Origin of the sequence: Roseomonas aerilata DSM 19363, from assembly GCF_000711725.1 — a bacterium.
Classification (GTDB): domain Bacteria; phylum Pseudomonadota; class Alphaproteobacteria; order Acetobacterales; family Acetobacteraceae; genus Roseomonas; species Roseomonas aerilata.
In genome coordinates this window covers 27,042-42,284 of sequence record NZ_JONP01000014.1, presented here as the reverse complement: position 1 = coordinate 42,284, position 15,243 = coordinate 27,042, and the positions used below count along the sequence as shown (strand labels likewise).

Genomic DNA, 15,243 nt, shown 5'->3' with positions numbered 1-15,243 from the left:
GGGGGATGGGCCGGGCAGGAATCGAACCCGCAACCAAGCCGTTATGAGCGGCCAGCTCTAACCGTTGAGCTACCGGCCCACCCCGCGCGATCCTTAGATCAGCCTCAGGTTCCGAGGAAGGTGCGGATCGCGCCCTCGGCCTTGTTCATGCTCGCGACGCCCTCAAGGTGGCCGAGTCCGCCCTCCAGTTCGAAGACCGTCACGGGCCGGCCCGCCTTGCGGAGCGTCTCGCCGAGGTCGCGGCCATAGGCGATGGGGAAGATGTGGTCCCCCGGCGCCGGCAGGACGAGCCAGCGCGCCTTGCTTCGGGAGAGGGCCTCGGCGCTGTCCTGATACTCGTTCAGGAAGAGCTGGTTGGCGCGGGTGAGATAGATGAAGGCGTTTGCGTCGGCGGTCTTGGCGCGGGCGGTCGCGGCCTCGTCGAGGAAGCGCTCCACCGCGAAGCTGTCGCCGATCCGCTTGGCGGGATCTTGGCCCTCGGCGGCGCGGCGGCCGAACTGCGCCAAGCTGCCGCGATCCCGGGCCTGGAGCGTGACGATCTTCAGCGCCTCCGCGAGGCCCCGCACGGGCGGCTCGCGCCCGGCGCCGTAGTACTCGCCATTACGCCAGTTGGGATCCATGCGGATCGGGACCTCCCAGATCTCCATCCAGCCGAGGAGGAAGGCATCGAACTCCCCCGTGACGACCGAGGGCATGACGCGGTCGATCATGTCGGGATAGGCGCAGGCCCACTCGATCGCCTGCAGCGCGCCCATGGAGGGGCCAGCGACGAGAGCGAGGCGCTTCACGCCGAGGCTGTCGAGCAGGCGCTTCTGCACCTCGATGAAGTCCCGCATGGAAACCACCGGGAAGGTCATGCCGAAGGGGCGGCCGGTGGAGGGATCGATGGTAGCGGGGCCGGTGCTGGTGGTGGCGGCGTCGTTGAGGTTGAGGTTCACCAGCGTGTCGGAGGAGACGACGAAGAAGCGATCCGTGTCGATCGCCTTGCCAGGGCCGACGATGTTGTCCCAGTACCCGGCAGGGCCCGTCGGCGAGAAGCGGCCGAAGGCATGGCTGTTTGCCGAGAAGAAGTGGGTGATGAGTACGGCGTTGTCGCCGGCAGCGTTGAGGGTGCCCGCGGTCTGATAGCCGATTCGGGCATTGGGCACGATGCCCCCGCTGCGGGTGCGGTACTCGCCGGCCTCGAAGACCTGCTTGCGGACGATCAGGGGCTGGGCGGCCGCCTGCTGGGCCTGCGCCCGGCGGGGCGCGAGCAGGACGGGCGCGGCAAGCGGGGCCGCGAGCAGGGGCGCGGCCAGCAGCGCTCGGCGGGAGATCTCTCGTTGTGGCATGGCGTCCCCTCATTTTCCCGTTTCGGGTGCGCCATGCTGGCGAGTGAGCAGGCGGCCCGCAAGCTGGCGAATTGCCGGTCAGGGCCCGCGCTGCTAGAGCCGCCGCGACATTTCGTCGCATTCCGCGGCGATGCACCCCGGCCGCCCCCGGCCGGGGCCACGAGAGCCAGGACCACCGCCCGAATGAACCCGAGCCTGATCCCCAGCGGCAAGGCCCCGCCGCACGACATCAACGTGGTCATCGAGATCCCCGAGGGCTCCTCGGTAAAGTATGAGCTGGACAAGGACAGCGGTGCGGTGGTGGTGGACCGCTTCCTCTTCACTCCCATGAACTACCCGGCGGCCTATGGCTTCATCCCCGGCACCATCGCCGACGACGGCGACCCGACCGACGCGCTGGTGCTGATCCCCGCCGCCGTGGTGCCGGGCTGCGTCATCCGCTGCCGGCCCATCGGCGTGCTGCTGATGGAGGACGAGGCGGGGCAGGACGAGAAGATCGTCTGCGTGCCGCACGACAAGCTGCACCCCTACTTCTCCGACATCCGCAGCTGCGACGACCTGCCGAAGATCACGCGCCAGCAGATCGAGCACTTCTTCGCCCGCTACAAGGACCTGGAGCCGGGCAAGTGGGTGAAGATCACGGGCTGGGGCTCGGTGGACAAGGCCGCAGAGCTGATCCAGCAGGGCATCGCGGCCGCGGCGGCCAAGTAAGCCATGGCGCTGCCCCGCCCTGCGCCGGGGTGGGGCGGCGTTCCCGCCGGGACTCCACGGAGAGCCTAGCGGTGCCCTCTTCTCCACCCGGCTGTGGCTGCGACGCGACGGGTACCGCGGCGCCGCACCGGGCGCGGACACAAGCCCGTCAGGCCCCGGCCGCGCGCGGGACAGGCGCGTTCCACCGACCGTAAATTATCCCTCGTGACGGCTCCTCGCCGTCGCGCGAGCGGGAGACGGATCGAGGAGGAGCGCGATGAAGGCCGCTGACCTGGAGGCAGCCCTGGCCTGGGACCAGTTGACGCCGGACCAGCGGACGCGGTGGGGCCGGAGCGTGGTGGCCTCGCGCATCATCGACATGAGCGAGGCCCAGGGCCTGACAGGGCCGGCCCGTGACAACTTCGCGATGCGGGAATGGATGTCGGCCTATTCGCTCGCGAGCGAGCGGGCAACACGCGACAAGGACGTGCAGGCGCTGTCGCAGTCACTCTGGGTACATTTCATCGCGGTCGCCACGCGCGGGTTCAGCGTGGTGGAGGAGTTCGCGCGGGAGCACTGACGCCGCGAGCCACTCCTACCCGGCGCGCAGCGGCAGCCGAAGTCCCAGGTTGTCGGGCACGGGCCATTCCTCGCGCACCCGCCGGATCACGCGGAAGCCGGCCGAGAGGTAGTTCGGCAGGGCGCGGGGATGGTCCGCCGTGCAGGTGTTCACCGTCAGCAGCGAGCAGGGGCCCGACCAGGCGGCATCGATCGCGTGGCGCAGGAAGGCGCGGCCCAGGCCCTGGCCGATCGCGTGCGGCATGAGGCCGAAATAGGAGAGGTTGGTCGTGCCATCCCAGCGGCGCTCGATCTCGTGGAAGCCCGCGGGCTCCCCGTTGCGGTAGAGAACCTGTATCGAGGTCGCCGGGTCGTGGAGGATGGCGGCTATGCGGGCATCGGGCAGGGTGCGGCGGAGCCACCAGCAGTGGTTCCGGCCAACGCCGTCGTAGAGGTAGCGGTAGAAGCCGACGGTGCAGTCCGGCACCGGCAGCACGAAGGTATCGGCAGGAAGCGCCGCCGGCTGATCGGCCGGCGGACGCTCCATGCGGAGGAAGGTGACCTCGACCTGGACGGGGGTCGTGGACATTCCGGCGCTTAGTTGTCGAGGAACGAGCGCAGCTTGCGGCTGCGGGTCGGGTGCTTGAGCTTGCGCAGCGCCTTCGCCTCGATCTGCCGGATGCGCTCGCGCGTCACGTTGAACTGCTGCCCGACCTCCTCCAGCGTGTGGTCGGTGTTCATACCGATGCCGAATCGCATCCGCAGGACACGTTCCTCGCGCGGGGTAAGGCTGGAAAGGACGCGCGTGGTCGCCTCCCGCAGGTTGGACTGAATGGCGGCGTCCAGCGGGATGATGGCGGCCTTGTCCTCGATGAAGTCGCCGAGGTGGCTGTCCTCCTCGTCGCCGATCGGCGTCTCGAGGGAGATCGGCTCCTTGGCGATCTTGAGGACCTTGCGGACCTTCTCCAGCGGCATGCCGAGCTTCTCGGCCAGCTCCTCCGGCTGCGGCTCGCGCCCGATCTCGTGCAGCATCTGGCGCGAGGTGCGGACGAGCTTGTTGATCGTCTCGATCATGTGGACGGGGATGCGGATGGTCCGCGCCTGGTCCGCAATCGAACGTGTGATCGCCTGCCGGATCCACCAGGTGGCGTAGGTGGAGAACTTGTAGCCGCGGCGGTACTCGAACTTATCCACCGCCTTCATCAGGCCGATATTGCCCTCCTGGATGAGGTCCAGGAACTGCAGGCCACGGTTCGTGTACTTCTTGGCGATGGAGATCACGAGGCGGAGGTTGGCCTCGATCATCTCCTTCTTTGCCTGGGTCATGTCGCGCTCGCCGCGCGAGACGGTGGCGTAGACGCGCTTGTACTCGCCCACCGGAAGCCCAGTGAGGGCCGCGACCTTGCCGATCTCGGCGCGGATGTTCTCCGCGTCCTCGCGCGAGTTGGCGACGAAGTTCTGCCAGCCCTTGCCCTTCAGCTTCGCGATGCGGTCGAACCAGGCAGGGTCCATCTCGGCGCCCTGCCAGTGCTCAAGGAACTCGGCGCGCTTGACCTTGTGGCTCTCGGCCAGGCGCAGCACCTGGCCCTCGAGACCAACGAGTCGGCGGTAGAGGCCCTTGATCTGGTCGACCAGCTCCTCGATCCGGTTGTTGTGCAGGTGCACCTTCTGCACAAGTGCCACGATCTCGAGGCGCTGCTTCTCGTAGGACTTCTCCGAGCGACCCGCGAGCTCGCCGCCGGAGGTGTAGGTGTCCATCCGCTTGGCGGACATCTTCTCGAGGCGGCCGTAGCCAGCCTCGATCGCCTCGAAGGCGGCTAGCGCCTCAGGCTTCAACTTCTCCTCGAGCGCGGAGAGGGAGAGGCCGACACCCTCGCCCTCCTCGCCTTCCTCGAACTCCTCGGCCTCGGGCGGCGGGCCGTCGGGCATGTCGGCGTTGTTGGTGGCCTCGAGGTCGATGACGTCGCGCAGGAGCATCTTCCCGTCGCGCACGGCCTCGTGCCAGCCGACGATGGCGCGGAAGGTGAGCGGGCTCTCGCAGAGCCCGCCGATCATCATGTCGCGGCCGGCCTCGATCCGCTTGGCAATGGCGATCTCGCCCTCGCGCGAGAGCAGCTCCACGCTGCCCATCTCGCGGAGATACATGCGGACGGGGTCGTCGGTGCGGCCGAGGGATTCCTCGTCCACGTTGCCGCCGGACTCCTCGTCCTCGGCCTTCTCCTTCTCCTCGTCGCCTTCCTCGCCCTCGGCCTTGGGCGCGGCTTTCTTCTCGGCGTCGTCGTCGGCGCTCTCCTCGGCCTCGACGAGGTTGATCCCCATCTCGGAGAAGAGCGCCATCGTGTCTTCGATCTGCTCCGAGGAAACCTGGCCCTGGGGCAGCGCGGCGTTGAACTCGTCGTAGGTGATGTACCCACGCTCCTTGCCCTTCGCCATCAGCTTCTTGACGGAGGCCAGCAGGCTGTCGAGCATCGCGCCCTCGACCGCTTCGTCGCGGTGCTCCGTCGTCTCCGTGCCGTTCGCCACCTTGGTCGCCATGCTCGTCTCCCGCCACGGATATGCCCTCCGGGCAGCGGGTGCGGCCGCCGCCGGAGGAAAAAAGGTCTCTATACTATGGAGAGGCGCTGCCGACGCCGCTCTCCAGCCCCGCCTCCAACCCCGTCTCGCCGCGGCGGAGCGCGGAGAGGGCCTGGCTCAGGCGGATCACGCGTGCCTGGGCAGCGGCGTCGTTCGCCGCCACCAGGTCGCGTCCTGCCGCCTCCAGATCCTCGACCAGCGCGCCCTCACCCCGAAGGAAGCCGAAGAAGTGCCACCAGCCATCGAGGGCTTCCGCGGGCTGGGCATCGGGGCTCGCCTCCCGCGGGAGGCCGGTCGCGCCCATGACCCAGGCCCGGGCCTCCTCCAGGCCGGTCTCGTTCAAGTGGTCAACCAAATCCGCGGAGTCAAGCGAAGCACCCTCCGCTTCTGACACATCCGTGAGGGCGCGTCCTGCGTGCCACGCCAGCAGACCGGCCTGGAGCGCCGCGGGGTTGCCGTGGGGAAGGTCTAGCAGGGCGAAGGCCTCCTCCACCTCGTCGAGCAGCCAGGGATGGGCGAGGGTGATGGCCAGCAGGCATCGGGCCTGTTCCATCCGCGCGTGTCCCGCCTCGGGCGCGGCGCGGGGCGGAAGGCGTGTTGGCGGGCGGAAGGGGGCGCCATTCTTGCGCGGGCCCGGGGTGAAGGGCTGGCGCGCAGGCCGCTGGGGCCGCGCGCTCTCGAAGAAGCGGTCCAGCAGGGCCCTGCGGTACTCGGCCGCGAGGGATTTGTCGGAGATACGCCCGGCCGCGGCGGCAAGGTCGTTGCGGAAAGCGGCGCGGCCCTCCGGCGTGCCGAGCGCCCTCCCCTCGGCCATGAGGTCGTAGAGGGCGGTCGAGAGGGGTCTTGCGCCGGCGAGCACGGCCTCGAAGCCGGCGGCGCCCTTCTTCCCGATGAGGTCGTCCGGATCCTGGCCGAGGGGCAGGGTCGCGAAGTGCAGCGTGCGCTCGGTGCCGATCAGGGGAAGGACCATCTCGCTCGCGCGGGCGGCGGCGCGAAGGCCGGCGGCATCGCCATCGAGGCAGAGGACCGGCTCGGGCGTGACGCGCCAGATCTCCTCCATCTGCTCGGGCGTCAGCGCCGTGCCGAGGGGAGCGACCGCCCCTTCGAAGCCGGCCTGATGGAGGGCGATGACGTCCATGTAGCCCTCGGCGACGATCAGCCGCGCCTTGCCCCGAAAGACGGCCTCCCGCGCCATGTCCAGGCCGTAGAGGGTGCGGCGCTTGGAGAAGACGTCGGTCTCGGGGCCGTTCAGGTATTTCGGCTGGCCGTCCCCGAGGATGCGGCCGCCGAAGGAGACGATCCGGCCGCGGCGGTCCCGGATGGGGAACATGACGCGGTTGTAGAAGAAGTCGTTGAAGGCTCCTTCCCGCCCCTCGGCGGGTTTGGTGAGACCGGCCTCCGCCAGTTGCCGGGGCTCGATCCCCAGCGGCTTGAGGTCGGAGGCCAGCGCGCCGCGGCCTCCTCCGGACCAGCCGAGGCCGAAGCGGGCGATGGTCTCGTCGGTCAGGCCGCGGCGGCGGAGGTAATCGAGCGCCGGTCGGCCCTCCACGCCGCGCAGGCGGCGCTGCATGGCCTCGCAGGCGGCCTGGAGAACCTCGTGAATATCCTTCGCGCGGGCCTCGCGCGCGACCTGCCGCGGGCTCTCGCGCGGAACCTCCAGCCCAGCCTCGCCCGCCAGGCGCTCGATGGCCTCGCGGAACTGCAGGCCCTCGGTCTGCATGGTGAAGCCGATGGCGTCGCCGTGCTGGCCGCAGCCGAAGCAGTGGTAGTGGTCGTCATAGACGTAGAAGGAGGGGGTCTTCTCGTTGTGGAAGGGACAGCAGCCCTTCCACTGGCGGCCGTTGCGGGTCAGCCGGACCCGACGGCCGATAAGAGGCGCGAGCGGCGTGCGGGCACGAAGCTCGTCGAGGAAGTTGGGGGGGAGGGCCATCCTCCCCTCTCTTTACCGGTTCGGCCGCCAGGGCTGTAGCGTTCTCAGCCGCCGAGCGCGGCCTTCACCATCGGGCCGGCCTTCGCCATGTCCAGCACCGCCGCGTGCTTCGCCTTCAGGGCGGCCATGACCTTGCCCATCTCCTTGATCGAGGTTGCGCCGGTCTCAGCGACGGCTTCCTTCACCGCGGCCTGCATGGCGGCGTCGTCCATCTGCTGCGGCAGGAAGGACTCGATCACGGCGATCTCGGCCTCCTCCTTGGCGGCGAGTTCTTCGCGGTTGCCCTGACGGTACATCTCCACCGATTCGCGGCGGGACTTCACCATTCCGCGGAGGAGGGAGGTGATGGCCTCGTCCGGGATCGCCTCCACGCCCGAGGGGCGGGCGGCGATGTCAGCGTCCTTCAGCTTGGCCATGATCATACGGATCGTGGAGGTGCGGGCGCTGTCCCCCGCGCGCATAGAGGCCTTCATTTCCTCAGTGAAGCGGGCGCGCAGGCTCATCTCGGGTCTCCGTTGATAGGGGGCGCGGTTTAGAGGGGAATGCGACGCACGTCTGCCCCGGCCGTGATCCCGCAGAAGGCTGGGAAGTGGTTTCCCAGCCACAGACCGCATTTCCCCTTCCATTGGGAAGTTCTTTCCCACATATCTAGCCCATGCGGACGGTCGAGCAGATCCTGACCCTCATGGGCGGCGCCAGCGCCGCCGCGACCCATTGCGGCGTTGGCACAGAGGCCATCCGCAAGTGGCGGCAGGCGCGCACGATCCCGCCGCGCCACTGGCCTGCGGTGCTCGCCGCCACCAGGCTGGCCCTCGAGGACCTGCCGCGCGCCGATACTGATCACACGATATCTTCCACCCAGGAGCCCGCGATGACCCCTGCCCCGAACCAGACGGCCGATGCGGTGCCCGAAGGGGCGACCGCCTGCCTCGTCCTCGGGAATGGCGCGGCGTTCTGGGGTCGTGGCTTCGGCGCCGCAGGCAAGCGCGTTGGCGAGGTCTGCTTCAACACGGGCATGACCGGCTACCAGGAGACGCTGACCGACCCCTCCTATGCGGGGCAGATCATTACCTTCACCTTCCCGCATATCGGCAATGTCGGCGCCAACGCCGAGGATGTGGAGGCGACGACGGCGGCCGCCCTCGGGCTGGTCGTGAAGGCCGATCTCACCGAGCCCTCCAACTACCGCGCGACGCGCCACCTCGACGACTGGCTGAAGAGCCACGGCATGCCCGGCATCTCCGGCGTCGATACGCGCGCGCTGACAGTGATGATCCGCGACGGAGGGCCGCCGAACGGGGTGATCTGCCACGCGCCGGACGGGGTATTCGACCTCGCCGCGCTGCGGGCCGAGGCCGCGGGCTGGCCGGGGCTGGAGGGGATGGATCTCGCGAAGGAGGTCTCCTGCCGCCAGTCCTACTCCTGGGACGAGAGCCTCTGGGCCTGGGGCCAGGGCTACGGCAAGCAGACCGCGCCGAAGCACAAGGTGGTCGCCGTCGATTACGGGGCGAAGCGCAACATCCTGCGCTGCCTGGCCGATGCCGGCTGCGAGGTGACCGTGGTGCCGGCCAACGCGACTGCCGAGGAGATCCTGCGCCACACGCCGGATGGCGTCTTCCTTTCCAACGGCCCTGGCGACCCGGCCGCGACGGCGGAGTACGCGGTGCCGGCCATCCAGGGCGTGCTCGACGCCGGCAAGCCGATCTTCGGCATCTGCCTCGGGCACCAGTTGCTGGCCCTCGCCCTCGGGGCGAAGACCTACAAGCTGGACCGCGGGCACCGGGGAGCGAACCAGCCGGTGAAGGACCTCGCCACCGGGCGGGTGGAAATCACCTCGCAGAACCACGGCTTTGCGGTGGACGACAAGTCACTGCCCAAAGGCGTGAGGGTGACGCATGTGAGCCTCTTCGACGGCTCGAACGAGGGCATCGCCTGCGAGGCGAAGCGGGCCTTCTCCGTCCAGTACCACCCGGAGGCCTCGCCCGGCCCGAGCGACAGCCACTACCTGTTCCACCGTTTCACCGGGATGATGGCGAAGGCGGGCTAGCGTGCCGGCCCTCGCCCATAAGGGAAAGCGCCCGTGATCCGGCTGCTGTTCCTTGCGCTGCCGCTCTCGCTGCTTGCCTGGTGGACGCTCACCCGCGTCGGCCAGCCGCGGGACCGCGCCTGGACGGGCGGGGTGGCGATCTCCTTCCTCGCCCTCGGCGGCGTGGTGTTCTTCTCGGGCGAGGGCTTCGAGACCGGACGCGCGGTGGCCGCGGCGCTTTGGGCGGGGGTTCACCTGCTGCTGTTCCTCATCCTCAGACCGATCCTCGGGCGGGCGCGGTGATGGGGAGGATGGTGTCCGACGTGGTGCGCGCCGACACGCGGGGATGTGAACCGTCGTCGGGCGGATCCTGATGCCCTTCTCCGTGCCTCAGATCCCGTCCGAGCCGGGTTTGCCTCCAGATGGGTCGGCAGCACCGGTTGCGAGCGCGTCGGCACCGCACATGACAAGGCAACTCGCCGCTGCCTCGGCGCTCGGGATTGGCTGTGCGCCAATCATGTTGTTCGGCGCGGCGGGTGGAATGGTCGTGGCCGGCTTCGGCTATTTCCTTTTCTCCTTCGTGCTGCCGAGCAGTATCGTGCTTGCAACGGCCTTTCCGGCCTACCTGATTCTGCGGCGGCTTAGAACGATACCGGCCTCTGTTGCGGGTGTTGCGGTCATATGCACGTCCTTCCTGGCCCATGGCCTGGCCTGGTTCTGGAAAGGAAGCGGAGCAATTGCGCTTGTTCCTCGGTGGGCAAGCATGGAGCCGATGACCTTCCTCATTCTGTCGCACCTCCTCCTCGCTATCCTCCTCCTGCACATCCAACTCATTCCATTCCGCGCGCCGACTAAGGAGACTGCCTAGATGCCGAAGCGCACCGACATCAAGTCCATCATGATCATCGGCGCCGGGCCGATCATTATCGGGCAGGCGAGCGAGTTCGACTACTCGGGCGCCCAGGCCTGCAAGGCGCTGCGATCTGAGGGATACCGGGTGGTCCTGGTGAACTCCAACCCCGCCACGATCATGACCGATCCCGATCTGGCAGACGCGACCTATATCGAGCCGATCACGCCGGAGGTCGTCGAGAAGATCATCGCCAAGGAGCGGCCGGACGCGTTGCTGCCGACCATGGGCGGACAGACCGCGCTGAACACCGCGCTGAAGCTCGACGCCTCCGGCGCTCTCGCGAAGTATGGCTGCGAGCTGATCGGCGCGAAGGCCGATGTGATCGACAAGGCCGAAGACCGGCTGAAGTTCCGCGATGCCATGACGAAGATCGGCATCGAGAGCCCGCGCAGCCACATCGCCCACACGATGGAGGAGGCGCGCGCCGGGCTGGAGCTGGTGAAGCTCCCCTGCGTCATCCGCCCCTCCTTCACTCTCGGCGGCACGGGCGGCGGCATCGCCTATAACCGCGAGGAATTCGAGCAGATCGTCGCCTCCGGCCTCGATGCGTCGATGACGACCGAGGTGCTGATCGAGGAGAGCGTGCTCGGCTGGAAGGAGTTCGAGATGGAGGTGGTCCGCGATTCCGCGGACAACTGCATCATCGTCTGCTCCATCGAGAACCTCGACCCGATGGGCGTCCACACCGGCGACTCCGTGACCATCGCGCCCGCGCTGACGCTGACGGACAAGGAATACCAGCGGATGCGCGACGCCTCGATCGCGTGCCTGCGCGAGATCGGCGTCGATACCGGCGGCTCGAACGTGCAGTTCGGCATCAACCCGGCCGATGGGCGCATGGTGGTGATCGAGATGAACCCGCGGGTGTCGCGGTCCTCGGCGCTGGCTTCCAAGGCGACGGGCTTCCCCATCGCCAAGGTCGCGGCGAAGCTGGCGGTCGGCTACACGCTGGACGAGTTGGCGAACGACATCACGGGCACGACGCCGGCGGCTTTCGAGCCGACCATCGACTACGTGGTCGTGAAGATTCCGCGCTTCACCTTCGAGAAGTTCCCGGGCACGCCGAACACCCTGACCACCAGCATGAAGTCGGTGGGCGAGGCGATGGCGATCGGCCGCTCCTTCCCCGAGGCGCTGCAGAAGGGGCTTCGCAGCCTGGAGACGGGCTTTTCGGGTCTCGACGACATCCCCGTGCCCGGCGACGGCTCGCCCGAAGCCTATATCGCGGCCCTCGCCACGCCCACGCCTGACCGGATGCTGACGGTGGCCCAGGCCTTCCGGGCCGGGCTGGACGTCGAGGCGATCCATGCGGCCTGCAAGTTCGATCCCTGGTTCCTGCGGGAGATCGAGAAGATCGTGACGGCCGAGGCCGGGGTGATCCGCGACGGGCTGCCGACCGATGCCAGCGGCATGCGCAAGCTCAAGGCGCTCGGCTTCTCGGACAAGCGCCTGGCGAAGCTCGCGGGGCTGCAGGCGCCGGAGGTCGAGGCGCGTCGCGTGCGGCTCGGCGTGAAGCCGGTCTACAAGCGGATCGACACCTGCGCGGCCGAGTTCGCCTCGGGCACGCCCTACATGTACTCGACCTATGAGGGCGGCTTCGGGGCGCCCGTCTGCGAGAGCGATCCGACCGATCGGACGAAGGTAGTGATCCTCGGCGGCGGACCGAACCGGATCGGCCAGGGCATCGAGTTCGACTACTGCTGCGTCCATGCCGCCTACGCCCTGCGCGAGGCCGGCTTCGAGACGATCATGGTCAACTGCAACCCCGAGACTGTCTCCACCGACTACGACACATCCGACCGCCTCTACTTCGAGCCGCTGACGGAGGAGGACGTGATCGCCCTCATCCGGAAGGAGCAGGAGCGCGGCACCGTGCTCGGCTGCATCGTGCAGTATGGCGGGCAGACGCCGCTGAAGCTCTCCCAGGCGCTGGACAAGGCGGGCATCCCCATCCTCGGCACCTCGGCCGAGGCGATCGACATCGCCGAGGACCGCGAGCGGTTCCAGCAACTGCTGAAGGGCCTCGGCCTGAAGCAGCCGCAGAACGGCATCGCCCGCAACCTCGAGGAGGCGGCGCGCGAGGTGGAGCGCATCGGCTACCCCGTGGTGGTGCGCCCCTCCTACGTGCTCGGCGGGCGGGCGATGGAGATCGCCCACAACCACGAGCAGCTGCTGCGCTTCGGCAAGGAGGCGGTGAAGGTCTCGGGCGAGAACCCCATCCTCATCGACCAGTACCTGCAGGACGCGATCGAGGTGGACGTGGACTGCATCGCCGACGAAGCGGGCGAGGTCTATGTCGCGGGGGTCATGGAGCACATCGAGGAGGCCGGCATCCATTCCGGCGACAGCGCCTGCTCCCTGCCGCCCTACTCCCTGCCGCCCTCCATCGTGACGGAGCTGAAGGCCGAGACCGAGGCGATGGCGCGGGCGCTAAAGGTGCGCGGGTTGATGAACGTGCAGTACGCGGTGAAGGACGGCGAGATCTTCGTCCTCGAGGTCAACCCGCGCGCCAGCCGCACCGTGCCCTTCGTCGCCAAGGCAACCGGCATCCCCGTGGCGAAGATCGGCGCGCGGGTGATGGCGGGGGCGAAGCTGGCCGAGTTCAACCTCGACGACACCACTATCTCCCGCCACGTCGCGGTGAAGGAGGCGGTCTTCCCCTTTAACCGCTTCCCCGGCGTGGACGTGCTGCTCGGGCCGGAGATGAAGTCCACCGGCGAGGTAATGGGCCTCGACCTCTCCTTCGAGCGGGCCTTCCTCAAGTCCCAGATGGGCGCAGGGGTGAAGCTGCCGGAGGGCGGCACGGCCTTCGTCTCAGTCAAGGACTCGGACAAGGCCCATGCGGTCTCCCTCGCCCGGCGCCTGTCGGAGATGGGCTTCGACCTGCTGGCCACCCGCGGCACCGCGGGTCGGCTGCGCGAGGCGGGCCTGGCTGTACGCGTGGTGAACAAGGTGCTGGAGGGGCGGCCCCACTGCGTGGATGCCATCAAGTCCGGCGACATTCAGCTCGTGATCAACACGACAGGTGGTGGGCGGTCGGTCAGCGACAGCTTCGACATCCGTCGCGGCGCCCTGACACAGGGGGTGCCGCACTACACGACGGTGGCCGGAGCACGGGCGGCGGTGCACGCCATCGCGGCACTCCGGGCCGGAACCCTTGATGTGGCGCCGTTGCAGGCGTATTTTCGGCCTTCGTTCTCGTAGCAGACCGCAGGGGCTACCCTCGCGGGCCTGTGCCGAATGGGGCGGGACCGGTTATTTCCCATGATTGGGAAGGCCGGCGCCCGCCCCAAAGCGTTTTTCCCGCCGCGCATCTCCGGGCCTTGCCCAGGGGTCGCGCGGCGGCCGCATCTTCGGCCATCCGGTGCTCTTCGCGGGCGCGCCGGGTGGCTCTCGTGAGTCCGTGCCGCAATTGGGGGGATTACCGCCCGTGCAGAAGTTCCCAATGACCGCCGAGGGGCTCGCGCGCCTCGAGGATGAACTCCGTGTCCTGCGTGCGGAGGAGCGGCCGGCCGTGATCCGGGCGATCGCGGAGGCTCGCGCGCATGGCGACCTCTCGGAGAATGCCGAGTACCACGCGGCCCGTGAGAAGCAGTCCTTCATCGAGGGCCGGATTGCGGACCTAGAGACCGTCATCCCCTCGGTGGAGGTGATCGACGTCTCGCGGCTCACGGGAGATCAGGTGCGCTTCGGCGCGAAGGTCACCATCGTCGACGAGGAGACGGAGGAGGAGAAGACCTACCGGATCATCGGCGCCTACGAGGCCGACATGAAGAATGGGTCGATCTCCATCTCCTCCCCCCTCGCCCGCGCCCTGATCGGGCGGAAGGTCGGGGACAGCGTCGAGGTGCCGGCCCCGGGCGGGGCCCGCTCCGTCGAGATCACCGCCGTCTCCTACAGCTAGGGGCGGGCGCGTGTCCCTCGCGCGGGGGGTGGCCCCCTCCTCGCCGAACACCGTGGCGCCTGGCCCGGTGGCCCCGGCCGGGATCACGCCCGCCGCGGTGACGCTGGCCGACGTGCAGGCGGCGGCAGAGCGGATCAGGGGCGCGGTGCTGCGGACGCCGCTGGTGGAGCCGCAGGCGATCCGCCGGATCGCGGGCGCCGAGGTGCTGCTGAAGCTCGACAACCTTCAGGCGACCGGGGCCTTCAAGGAGCGCGGCGCGGCCAACAGGCTGGCTCTGCTGTCCGCGCGGGAACGGGCGGCGGGGGTGATCGCCATGTCCGCCGGCAACCACGCCCAGGCCGTCGCGCGGCACGCCGCGCTGCGCGGGGTAACCGCGACCATCGTCATGCCCCGCTTCACGCCGGCAACGAAGGTGGTGCGGACCGAGGGCTGGGGCGCCAATGTGGTGCTTCACGGGGAGACGCTGGCCGAGGCCGCGGCCCATGCCCATGAGCTGGCGCTGCGCGAGGGACTGGTCTTCGTCCATCCCTATGACGACCCCGCGGTCATCGCCGGCCAGGGGACCATGGCGCTGGAAATCCTGGAGGACGCCGGCGAGTTGGACGCGCTGATCCTGCCGGTGGGTGGGGGCGGGCTGCTGGCGGGCTGCGCCGCCGCCGTCGCCGAGGCGCGGCCGGGACTCAAGATCTATGGCGTGGAGGTCCAGGGCTATCCTGCCATGGCGCAGCGCCTGGCGGGGCAGCCCGTCTCGGTCGGCGGCCCCACGGTTTGCGAAGGCATCGCCGTCCGCGATGTGGGCGAGTTGCCCTTCGCCATGTTGCGGGACATGGGCATCGAGGTGCTGGTGGTGCCCGAGGCCGTGGTGGAGCAGGCCATCGCCGTGCTGGCGGAGAACGCCAAGGTGACGGCCGAGGGCGCTGGGGCCGTGGGGCTGGCGGCGGTACTGGCTTTTCCTGCCCTCTTCGCGGGCAAGCGCGTAGCGACCACGGTCTGCGGCGGCAACATCGACCCGCGCATCCTCGCCAACGTGCTGCTGCGGAACCTCCTGCGGGACGGGCGCTTCCTCCGGCTGCACCTTGAGATCCCGGACCGGCCGGGCGTCCTTGCCGACATCTCCACCCGGGTCGCGGCGGCAGGGGGCAACGTGATCGAGGTGAGTCACCAGCGCCTCTTCGCCGCCCCCTCCGTGCAGACGGCGGAACTGGAGTTGATGGTGGAGGTTCGGGACTCCGTGCAGGGCGCGGCGATCGTCGCAGCATTGGAGGCCGGGGACTACGTGGTCCGCCGGGGATAGCCGCGCCGGGCGGAAAAGCGCCC

Annotated in this window: 13 protein-coding genes and 1 tRNA gene; 8 read left to right on the top strand and 6 right to left on the bottom strand. The window is 69.0% G+C overall.

The window, feature by feature from the left end; all coding sequences use genetic code 11:
• Positions 1-6: 6 nt before the first annotated feature.
• A tRNA-Ile gene (locus BO39_RS16795) sits at positions 7-79 on the bottom strand.
• A gap of 25 nt (positions 80-104) precedes the next feature.
• The gene (locus BO39_RS16790; RefSeq protein ID WP_043835472.1) at positions 105-1,331 is read right to left on the bottom strand and encodes an E22 family MetX-like putative esterase; all 1,227 of its coding nucleotides are present in this window, start codon (positions 1,329-1,331) and stop codon (positions 105-107) included.
• Between the two features lie 183 nt (positions 1,332-1,514).
• Here BO39_RS16790 and ppa point away from each other — a divergent pair, with 183 nt between their 5' ends.
• Both ppa and BO39_RS16780 read left to right on the top strand, forming a co-directional pair.
• Positions 1,515-2,042: an inorganic diphosphatase gene (ppa, locus tag BO39_RS16785; RefSeq protein WP_043835471.1), complete on the top strand. Its 528-nt coding sequence runs from the start codon at positions 1,515-1,517 to the stop codon at positions 2,040-2,042.
• Between the two features lie 256 nt (positions 2,043-2,298).
• Positions 2,299-2,601, top strand: a complete 303-nt coding sequence (locus tag BO39_RS16780) for a hypothetical protein (RefSeq protein WP_043835470.1) — start codon at positions 2,299-2,301, stop codon at positions 2,599-2,601.
• A gap of 15 nt (positions 2,602-2,616) precedes the next feature.
• Here BO39_RS16780 and BO39_RS16775 read toward each other — a convergent pair whose 3' ends face one another.
• The 4 genes from BO39_RS16775 to BO39_RS16760 form a co-directional block, all read right to left on the bottom strand.
• Positions 2,617-3,168: a GNAT family N-acetyltransferase gene (locus BO39_RS16775; RefSeq protein ID WP_043835468.1), complete on the bottom strand. Its 552-nt coding sequence runs from the start codon at positions 3,166-3,168 to the stop codon at positions 2,617-2,619.
• Between the two features lie 8 nt (positions 3,169-3,176).
• On the bottom strand, positions 3,177-5,114 hold the full coding sequence (gene rpoD / locus BO39_RS16770) for an RNA polymerase sigma factor RpoD (RefSeq protein ID WP_043835466.1): 1,938 nt from the start codon (positions 5,112-5,114) through the stop codon (positions 3,177-3,179).
• Between the two features lie 73 nt (positions 5,115-5,187).
• Positions 5,188-7,083: a DNA primase gene (gene dnaG, locus BO39_RS16765; RefSeq protein ID WP_043835463.1), complete on the bottom strand. Its 1,896-nt coding sequence runs from the start codon at positions 7,081-7,083 to the stop codon at positions 5,188-5,190.
• A gap of 44 nt (positions 7,084-7,127) precedes the next feature.
• Positions 7,128-7,586: a GatB/YqeY domain-containing protein gene (locus BO39_RS16760; RefSeq protein ID WP_043835461.1), complete on the bottom strand. Its 459-nt coding sequence runs from the start codon at positions 7,584-7,586 to the stop codon at positions 7,128-7,130.
• A 152-nt stretch (positions 7,587-7,738) separates the two neighbouring features.
• Here BO39_RS16760 and carA point away from each other — a divergent pair, with 152 nt between their 5' ends.
• The 6 genes from carA (at position 7,739) to BO39_RS16730 (ending at position 15,220) form a co-directional block, all read left to right on the top strand.
• Positions 7,739-9,130 (top strand): glutamine-hydrolyzing carbamoyl-phosphate synthase small subunit, encoded by a 1,392-nt coding sequence (carA, locus tag BO39_RS16755; protein WP_043835459.1) that lies wholly within the window; start codon positions 7,739-7,741, stop codon positions 9,128-9,130.
• A gap of 33 nt (positions 9,131-9,163) precedes the next feature.
• Complete coding sequence (locus BO39_RS16750; RefSeq protein ID WP_043835458.1) at positions 9,164-9,412, top strand: hypothetical protein; 249 nt, start codon at positions 9,164-9,166, stop codon at positions 9,410-9,412.
• A 160-nt stretch (positions 9,413-9,572) separates the two neighbouring features.
• Positions 9,573-9,977 carry a hypothetical protein gene (locus BO39_RS16745; RefSeq protein WP_156963724.1) on the top strand — a complete coding sequence of 135 codons (405 nt, stop codon included), beginning with the start codon at positions 9,573-9,575 and terminating at the stop codon, positions 9,975-9,977.
• Complete coding sequence (carB, locus tag BO39_RS16740; RefSeq protein ID WP_043835455.1) at positions 9,978-13,226, top strand: carbamoyl-phosphate synthase large subunit; 3,249 nt, start codon at positions 9,978-9,980, stop codon at positions 13,224-13,226.
• A 226-nt stretch (positions 13,227-13,452) separates the two neighbouring features.
• A complete protein-coding gene (gene greA, locus BO39_RS16735; RefSeq protein ID WP_084698189.1) occupies positions 13,453-13,926 on the top strand; it encodes a transcription elongation factor GreA in 474 nt (157 codons plus the stop codon).
• A 97-nt stretch (positions 13,927-14,023) separates the two neighbouring features.
• The gene (locus tag BO39_RS16730; protein ID WP_043835650.1) at positions 14,024-15,220 is read left to right on the top strand and encodes a threonine ammonia-lyase; all 1,197 of its coding nucleotides are present in this window, start codon (positions 14,024-14,026) and stop codon (positions 15,218-15,220) included.
• Positions 15,221-15,243 lie beyond the last annotated feature (23 nt).